Here is a 7430-nt window from a genome sequence, read left to right on the forward strand (position 1 = left end):
GGGTGCGTGGTTCCACGGCTGGGCGCCGTGTCGCACACGGTTGCCAACGGTGGGGCGACGGCTTGGTTGCGAGGAGCGGGGCCGAACGCCGAGGAGCGGGCCGGACGTCGCGGTGCCCCTGTGCCGCGGTCACGAAGGGCTTCGCGTGAACCACCGTACGAGGGAGGCGGGTTGGGCATAAGAGCGCGTCGTTCTTCGGTGGACGACCGCGGTGTTGTGGATACGGCGCTCACTCGAACGAGTGAGCGCCGTGGGGCGCGGGGTGCCGCGGCAGGGGGCTGGACCGCCCCTGCTCGCCGCGGGGGAGAGCGTGCCCCCGGCCTCAGACCCGGTCGGCCACCGCCGCCGTCGGGTCGTCCAGGACTGTCCGGATCACCGAGTGCGCCGCGCCGAGCAGCGGGCCCTGCGGGCCGAGTTCCGACACGGACACGGGACACGCCGGGCCCGCTGTCCGCCGGGCCAGCTCGTCCCGCAGGGACGGCAGCAGCCACGGCGCGAGCCCGGCCAGGGCGCCGCCCAGCACCACGCTCTCGGGGTCCAGCAGGTTGACCGCTCCGGTCAGCGCGATGCCGAGCGCGGTCCCCGCCCCGCTCAGCGCGCGGCGCACATCCTCGTCACCCTCGGCGGCGCGTCCCGCGAGCAGTCCGACACGGTCCTCGCCCGGTTCCACACCGGCCGCGCGCAGCACCGCCTCCTCACCGGCGTACTGCTCCAGACAGCCACGCCCCCCGCAGGCGCACTCCGGCCCGTCGGGATGCACCGGCACGTGTCCCAGCTCGCCCGCGAAGCCCCGGGTCCCGCGCAGCAGGCGCCCGTCGACCACCACGGCCGCACCGATGCCGATCTCCGCGGAGACGTGCAGGAAGTCCCGCGGCGTGCCGTCACCGAGCCACAGCTCGGCGAGCGCGCCGAAGTTGGCCTCGTTGTCCACGGTCAGCGGCACGTCGGAGGGGAGCAGCGTGCCGAGGTCGGCGTCGTGCCAGTCGAGGTTCGGGGCGTGTACGACGGTCCGTCCGTCCCGGGCCACCAGACCCGGCACGGCGACGGCCAGTCCGGCCGGCCACAGGCCCTCCGCCTCCGCCTCCGCGGTGACCGTCCGCACCAGGCCCGTGAGCTGCTCGACCACCGGTTCGAGCGAGCGGCCGCGATTGCTGCCGTACCGCACGGCCCGCGCGCGTACCCGGCCGCGCAGGTCGACCGCGCAGACCGCGAGGTGGTCGACGCCGACCTCCGCGCCGATCCCGGCGGGGCCCTTCGCGCTGACGGCGAGCGCGGAGCCGGGCCGGCCCACCCGCCCGGGGCGTTCGGGCCCCAGCTCCTCCAGCAGGCCCGACCGGATCAGCTCGTCCACGAGCGTCGACACTGCCGCGCGCGTCAGCCCGATCCGCGAGGCGACGGCCGCCCGGGACAGCGGTCCCTCGGCGCCGACGGTGTGCATCACCCGGGAGAGGTTGCGGCGGCGCATGCCCTGCTGGGTGTCCGGCAGCGCACGCCCGGCGCGGGCAGGCCGTGCTTCGTGCGGGGGTGCGGTCATGCCTCCGTCAGTCCTCGGTCGGTACGTGTGCGCGGTGCTCGTCGGGCGGCCCAGGCCGCCTCACGTCGTCAGCGGGTGCCCCCGTCCCGCTCCAGGAGCGGCGCCGCGTCGGAGACTACCCCGGCGATCCTGGCCAGCGTCGCCTCGTCCCGTTCCACGGCGTCGAGTACCGGCCCGGCGGCCGTGTTCCAGCGCCGGGCGACCGCCGCCGGGTCCTCCCCGGTGAGCAGGCCGGCCGCCTGCGCCGCGGCGCCGAGCGCGACCAGTTCCCGGGCCTCGGGGGTCTGGACGGGACGCCCCGAGAGGCGCCGCACGGTCTGCTGCCACGCGGCCCCGCGCGCGCCGCCGCCGATCAGCAGCAGCGGCGCGGAGGGGTCCGCGTCCGCGTCGAGGACCAGGTCGAGGGCGCCGAGCAGTGAGTGGACGGCGCCGTCGTACGCGGCCTGGAGCAGCTGGCCGGCGGTCGTGTCGTGGCGCAGCCCGTACAGCAGGCCGGAGGAGTGCGGCAGATTCGGGGTGCGTTCGCCGTCCAGGTAGGGCAGCAGCGTGACGTCCGTGCCCGGTTCGACGGCCTCCCGGTCCAGGCCCAGCAGGGCAGCCACGCGGTCGACGGCGAGCGTGCAGTTCAGGGTGCAGGCCAGCGGCAGCCAGTCGCCGCGCGCGTCGGCGAAGCCCGCCACGGTGCCGGTCGGGTCGGCGGGCCGCCGCCGCGACACGGCGTACACCGTGCCGGAGGTGCCGAGGCTCATCACCGGTACGCCGGGGCGCACCCCGAGGCCGAGCGCGGCGGCCGCGTTGTCGCCGGTGCCGCCGGCGACCAGGGTGCCCTTGGTGAACGGCAGGTCGTGGCTGTCGCGCACGGTGCCCGCCACCTCACCGGGCCCGACGGGGCGGGGCAGCAGGGCCGGATCGAGTCCCACGCGCGCGAGGGTGTCCGCGTCGTAGGACTCCGTCCCGGACGCCCACCAGCCGGTGCCGGACGCGTCGCCGCGGTCGGTGGTCCCCTCGCCGGTGAGCCGCTCGGTGAGGTAGTCGTGGGGGAGGCGTACGGCCTTGACGGCGCGGACGGCGTCCGGCTCGTTCTCGGCCAGCCAGGCCCACTTGGTGACGGTGAAGGAGGCGCTGGGCACGCTGCCCGTGCGCTCCGCCCAGGCCTTGGCGCCGCCCAGTTCCTCGATCAGCCGGCGGGCCTGCGGTGCCGAGCGCACGTCGTTCCAGAGCAGGGCCGGGTGCACCGGGTCGCCCGCGGCGTCCAGCGTGACGAGCCCGTGCTGCTGCCCGCCGATCGACACGGCGGCGGCCTCGCGGGCCGCGTCACCGCACTGCTCCAGGGCCGTGCACAGGGCGTCCCACCACTGCCGCGGGTCGCTCTCGCGGCCGGCGCCGGAGGACACCGTGTGCGGCGCCTGGCCGCTCGCGACGACCCGGCCGGTGGCCGCGTCGACGACCAGCGCCTTCGTGGACTGGGTGGACGTGTCCACGCCGACGACGAGCGGACCCTCGGCTGCTGACATCGGGCTACTCCCTCTTCCGCGGCTCTGCGGCTCGGTGGCTCAGACCGGTCTGAGCTGGGGTTCTGCGGCGGATCCGGGTCGCTGGGACCCGGCACGACCCGTCGGGGACACCGTGTTCCCTTCCCCGGACCGCGTGTGCATACTAATTTGTAAAGCGCCATGACGAAATAGTCGCCAGCGAGCAAGGAGCCGTGGAATGAACTACCAGCCCACTCCCGAGGACAAGTTCACCTTCGGACTGTGGACGGTCGGCTGGCAGGGCCGGGACCCGTTCGGTGAGGCCACCCGTCCGGCGCTGGATCCGGTCGAGTCGGTGCGGCGGCTGGCGGAGTTGGGCGCGTACGGCGTCACCTTCCACGACGACGACCTGATCCCGTTCGGCGCGAGCGACACGGAGCGGCAGGCCACGGTCAAGCGGTTCCGGCAGGCCCTGGACGCGACCGGCATGAAGGTGCCGATGGCGACGACCAACCTGTTCACGCACCCGGTGTTCAAGGACGGCGCCTTCACCGCGAACGACCGCGACGTGCGCCGTTACGCGCTGCGCAAGACGATCCGCAACATCGACCTCGCCGTGGAACTGGGCGCGTCGGTGTACGTGGCCTGGGGCGGCCGCGAGGGCGCGGAGTCCGGCGCCGCCAAGGACGTGCGGGACGCGCTCGACCGCATGAAGGAGGCCTTCGACCTGCTCGGCGAGTACGTCACGGAGCAGGGCTACGACATCAGGTTCGCGATCGAGCCCAAGCCGAACGAGCCGCGCGGTGACATCCTGCTGCCCACGGTCGGCCACGCGCTGGCGTTCATCGAGCGGCTGGAGCGCCCGGAGCTGTACGGCGTGAACCCCGAGGTCGGGCACGAGCAGATGGCCGGGCTGAACTTCCCGCACGGCATCGCGCAGGCCCTGTGGGCGGGCAAGCTGTTCCACATCGACCTCAACGGCCAGTCCGGCATCAAGTACGACCAGGACCTCCGTTTCGGCGCCGGTGACCTGCGCGCCGCGTTCTGGCTCGTCGACCTGCTGGAGCGGGCCGGGTACGCGGGCCCGCGGCACTTCGACTTCAAGCCGCCGCGCACCGAGGACTTCGACGGGGTGTGGGCGTCGGCCGCCGGCTGCATGCGGAACTACCTCATCCTCAAGGACCGGGCCGCGGCCTTCCGTGCCGACCCGGCCGTGCGGGAGGCCCTCGCCGCGGCCCGTCTGGACGAACTCGCCCAGCCCACCGCCGCCGACGGCCTCAAGGGTCTCCTGGCGGACACCACGGCCTTCGAGACGTTCGACGTCGACGCCGCCGCCGCTCGCGGCATGGCCTTCGAGCAGCTCGACCAGCTCGCCATGGACCACCTCCTGGGCGCTCGCTAATCGCGTCCTGCTCCGGCCCGTCCCGTCCCACGGGGCGAGGCCGGAGCGGTCGGCGCATGCTTCGGTCGGCGATCACGTGCGCGACGGCGCGCTTGCCCGACACCCGACATCCGTACCGCCGGCGGCGGCTACGGCGTCACGGCTCGTCCCCGGCCGCGAGTGCCGTCGAGGCCAGGGCCGTCGCCGGGTCCTGGGCCGGACCGCCCACGGGCACCCAGCGGCCGTCTTCCTCACGGAACGGCCACCAGCGTCCGTCGCGGTCCAGACGCAGCTGGTGCGGCGAGCCGGCGACCGTCCAGCGATTGGCACGCGCCCGAAGGGACGGCTTCTCGTCCTCGTCCCAGGCCGAGTCCAGCACCGCACGCGCGCGGGCGAGCGCGTCGTCCGGCACCGTCCACTCCTCCTCAAGCACCGACAGCGCCGCTGCGCCGCCCAGCCGCCACGCGCGCACGGCGTCGGTCAGCGCCTCGTCGTCGCGCCCCGAGCCGCCGCCGAGACGGTCCCGCACGGCACGTTCGGGACCGCCCGCGGCCAGGCGGACGGCGTCCTCGGCGGCCGTCGGTACCCCGCCGACCGCCTGCCGGTCGTGCCCGGCGCGCAGGGCCTCGGCGAGCAGGCGGTGCGCCTCCGCCGCGGTGCGGGAGGCCAGGAACGTCACCGCCGCCGGGTCGACACCGGGAGGGGGCGCCGTCTCGGTGTCCAGGGCCGGTGGTTCACCCGGCCCGTCCGGCAGAGCGGGAGGCGGGGGCAGCGGAGGCAGGAGTTCCCCCGCCGCGTACGCCTCGGCGGCGTCCACCCCATCAGGCCGGGAGGCCGTCGCTTCGGTGGGTGTGCCGTCGCGTGACTCCAGGGACGACAGCACGGCCCCCTCCCCGCGCCCGCGCATCAGCAGCAGCACGAAGGGGTCCTGGTCCAGCAGCCGCGCCACCTGGTAGCAGAGCGCGGCGGTGTGCCCGCAGTGGTCCCAGGCCTCGCAGTCGCACTCAGGTTCCAGGTCGCCCAGGCCGGGCAGCAGGTCGATCCCCGCCGACGCGGCGTCCTCGACGAGGTGCGGGGGCATCTCCCGGTCCAGCAGCGCCGCGACATGGCCGGACCGCTCGACCGCCATGTCGACAAAGCGATCCCACTGATCTTCGGAGAGCCGCTCCAGCAGGACGTCGGCGCGGTGCGCCGTACGGTCCCGGTCCTGGACCACCGCCGTGATGCGGCCCGGCCGCACCGAGACCGCCCCGACCGCCCCCGCGCGCGCGAGGCGCCGTCCGGCCTTCACCTGCGCCCCGTCCATGGCCGCGTCCTCCAGGGCCTTCAGCCACGCTTGCCCCCACCAGGTCTGCGCGAAGCCCTTGCCGTGCGCGGGCGGCAACGGGGCGAACGTCCGCGCCTCGTCGCCGTCGTCGAATCCGTCGTCGCCGTCGTACCGAGTCATCGCGCACCTCCGCGCAGGTCCACCAGATCGGCCAGTTCCGCGTCCGTCAGTTCCGTGAGCGCCGCCTCGCCCGCTCCCAGTACGGCGTCGGCGAGCGCGCTCTTGCGGCTCAGCAGGGCCGCGATGCGGTCCTCGACCGTGCCCTCGGCGATCAGGCGGTGCACCTGCACCGGCCGGGTCTGGCCGATGCGGTGGGCGCGGTCGGTGGCCTGGGCCTCGACCGCCGGATTCCACCAGCGGTCGTAGTGCACGACGTGCTCCGCGCGCGTGAGGTTCAGTCCGGTGCCGGCCGCCTTCAGGGACAGCAGGAAGACGGGGACCTCGCCGTCCTGGAACCGCCGTACCAGTGACTCCCGTTCGGCGACGGACGTCCCGCCGTGCAGGAACAGCGACGGCACTCCGCGGGCGGCCAGATGACCTTCGAGGAGGCGCGCCATCTGCACGTACTGGGTGAACACGAGCACACTCGCGTCCTCGGCGAGGATCGTGTCGAGCAGTTCGTCCAGGAGCTCCAGCTTCCCGGAACGGCCCGCGATCCCCGGACCGCCGGAACGGTCCTCCTTGAGGTACTGCGCCGGGTGGTTGCAGATCTGCTTCAGACTGGTCAGCAGTTTCACGATCAGACCCCGACGCGCCATGCTGCCGGCCCCGGAGATCTCCGCGAGCGCCTCGCGCACCACCGCCTCGTACAGGCCCGTCTGCTCCGCGGTCAGCGACACGGGGTGGTCGGTCTCGGTCTTCGGCGGCAGCTCGGGGGCGATCCCCGGGTCCGACTTGTGGCGCCGGAGCAGGAACGGCCGTACGAGCCGTGCCAGCCGTTCCGCCGCGGCCGGGTCCTGGCCGCCCTCGACGGCCTGCGCGTAACGCCTGCGGAAGGTGCCGAGGCGGCCCAGCAGCCCCGGGGTGGCCCAGTCCAGGATGGCCCACAGCTCCGAGAGGTTGTTCTCCACCGGGGTGCCGGTGAGCGCCACGCGTGCGCGTGCTCCGATGGAGCGCAGCTGCCGTGCGGTCTCGGAGTAGGGGTTCTTCACGTGCTGGGCCTCGTCCGCCACGACCATGCCCCACTCCGCGGCGGCCAGTCGTTCCGCGTCCAGGCGCATGGTGCCGTACGTGGTGAGCACGAACTCGCCGTCGGCCAGGTCCGCCAGGTCGCGGCGGGGCCCGTGGAAGCGCCGCACGGGCGTGCCGGGCGCGAACCGCTCGATCTCGCGCTGCCAGTTGCCCATCAGGGACGTCGGACAGACGACCAGGGTCGGACCGGCGGCCGACGCGTCGGTCTGCCGGTGCAGGTGCAGGGCGATCAGCGTGATCGTCTTGCCGAGGCCCATGTCGTCGGCGAGGCAGCAGCCCAGGCCCAGCGACGTCATGCGGGCCAGCCAGTTCAGACCCCGGCGCTGGTAGTCGCGCAGTGTCGCCGCGAGGGCGGCCGGCTGGTCGACGGCGTCCTGGCCCTCGGGCTCGGCGATGCGCTCCCGCAGGGCCGCCAACCATCCGGTGGGCCGCACCTCGACGCGGCGCCCGTCGACCTCCGTCGAGCCCGTCAGGGCCGCGGCGAGCGCGTCGACGGGCGTGACCTTGTGGTCCTGCCGCGCGCGG

5 protein-coding genes are annotated in these 7430 nt (G+C 74.6%); 1 reads left to right on the forward strand and 4 read right to left on the reverse strand.

What is annotated here, in order from left to right; genetic code table 11:
• Positions 1-322 precede the first annotated feature (322 nt).
• Together GTW67_RS27995 and xylB are read right to left on the reverse strand one after the other, a co-directional pair.
• The gene (locus GTW67_RS27995; RefSeq protein WP_161167551.1) at positions 323-1534 is read right to left on the reverse strand and encodes an ROK family transcriptional regulator; all 1212 of its coding nucleotides are present in this window, start codon (positions 1532-1534) and stop codon (positions 323-325) included.
• Between the two features lie 68 nt (positions 1535-1602).
• Positions 1603-3048 carry a xylulokinase gene (gene xylB / locus GTW67_RS28000; protein ID WP_161167552.1) on the reverse strand — a complete coding sequence of 482 codons (1446 nt, stop codon included), beginning with the start codon at positions 3046-3048 and terminating at the stop codon, positions 1603-1605.
• Between the two features lie 196 nt (positions 3049-3244).
• Here xylB and xylA point away from each other — a divergent pair, with 196 nt between their 5' ends.
• Complete coding sequence (xylA, locus tag GTW67_RS28005; RefSeq protein WP_161167553.1) at positions 3245-4408, forward strand: xylose isomerase; 1164 nt, start codon at positions 3245-3247, stop codon at positions 4406-4408.
• Between the two features lie 136 nt (positions 4409-4544).
• Here xylA and GTW67_RS28010 read toward each other — a convergent pair whose 3' ends face one another.
• Together GTW67_RS28010 and GTW67_RS28015 are read right to left on the reverse strand one after the other, a co-directional pair.
• Positions 4545-5834, reverse strand: coding sequence for an SWIM zinc finger family protein (locus GTW67_RS28010; RefSeq protein WP_161167554.1), 1290 nt, complete (start codon positions 5832-5834; stop codon positions 4545-4547).
• A partial coding sequence (locus tag GTW67_RS28015) for a DEAD/DEAH box helicase (protein WP_161167555.1) occupies positions 5831-7430 on the reverse strand: 1600 nt, incomplete at its 5' end. The genes GTW67_RS28010 and GTW67_RS28015, both read right to left, overlap by 4 nt.

The organism is Streptomyces sp. SID5910, from assembly GCF_009862125.1.
In the GTDB taxonomy this organism is placed as follows: Bacteria; Actinomycetota; Actinomycetes; order Streptomycetales; family Streptomycetaceae; genus Streptomyces.

What these genes read in the sequence shown, in the direction of transcription:
- GTW67_RS27995 (WP_161167551.1), bottom strand. Translation starts at nt 1,534, where the DNA reads ATGACCGCACCCCCGCACGAAGCACGGCCTGCCCGCGCCGGGCGTGCG.
- xylB (WP_161167552.1), bottom strand. Translation starts at nt 3,048, where the DNA reads ATGTCAGCAGCCGAGGGTCCGCTCGTCGTCGGCGTGGACACGTCCACC.
- xylA (WP_161167553.1), top strand. Translation starts at nt 3,245, where the DNA reads ATGAACTACCAGCCCACTCCCGAGGACAAGTTCACCTTCGGACTGTGG.
- GTW67_RS28010 (WP_161167554.1), bottom strand. Translation starts at nt 5,834, where the DNA reads ATGACTCGGTACGACGGCGACGACGGATTCGACGACGGCGACGAGGCG.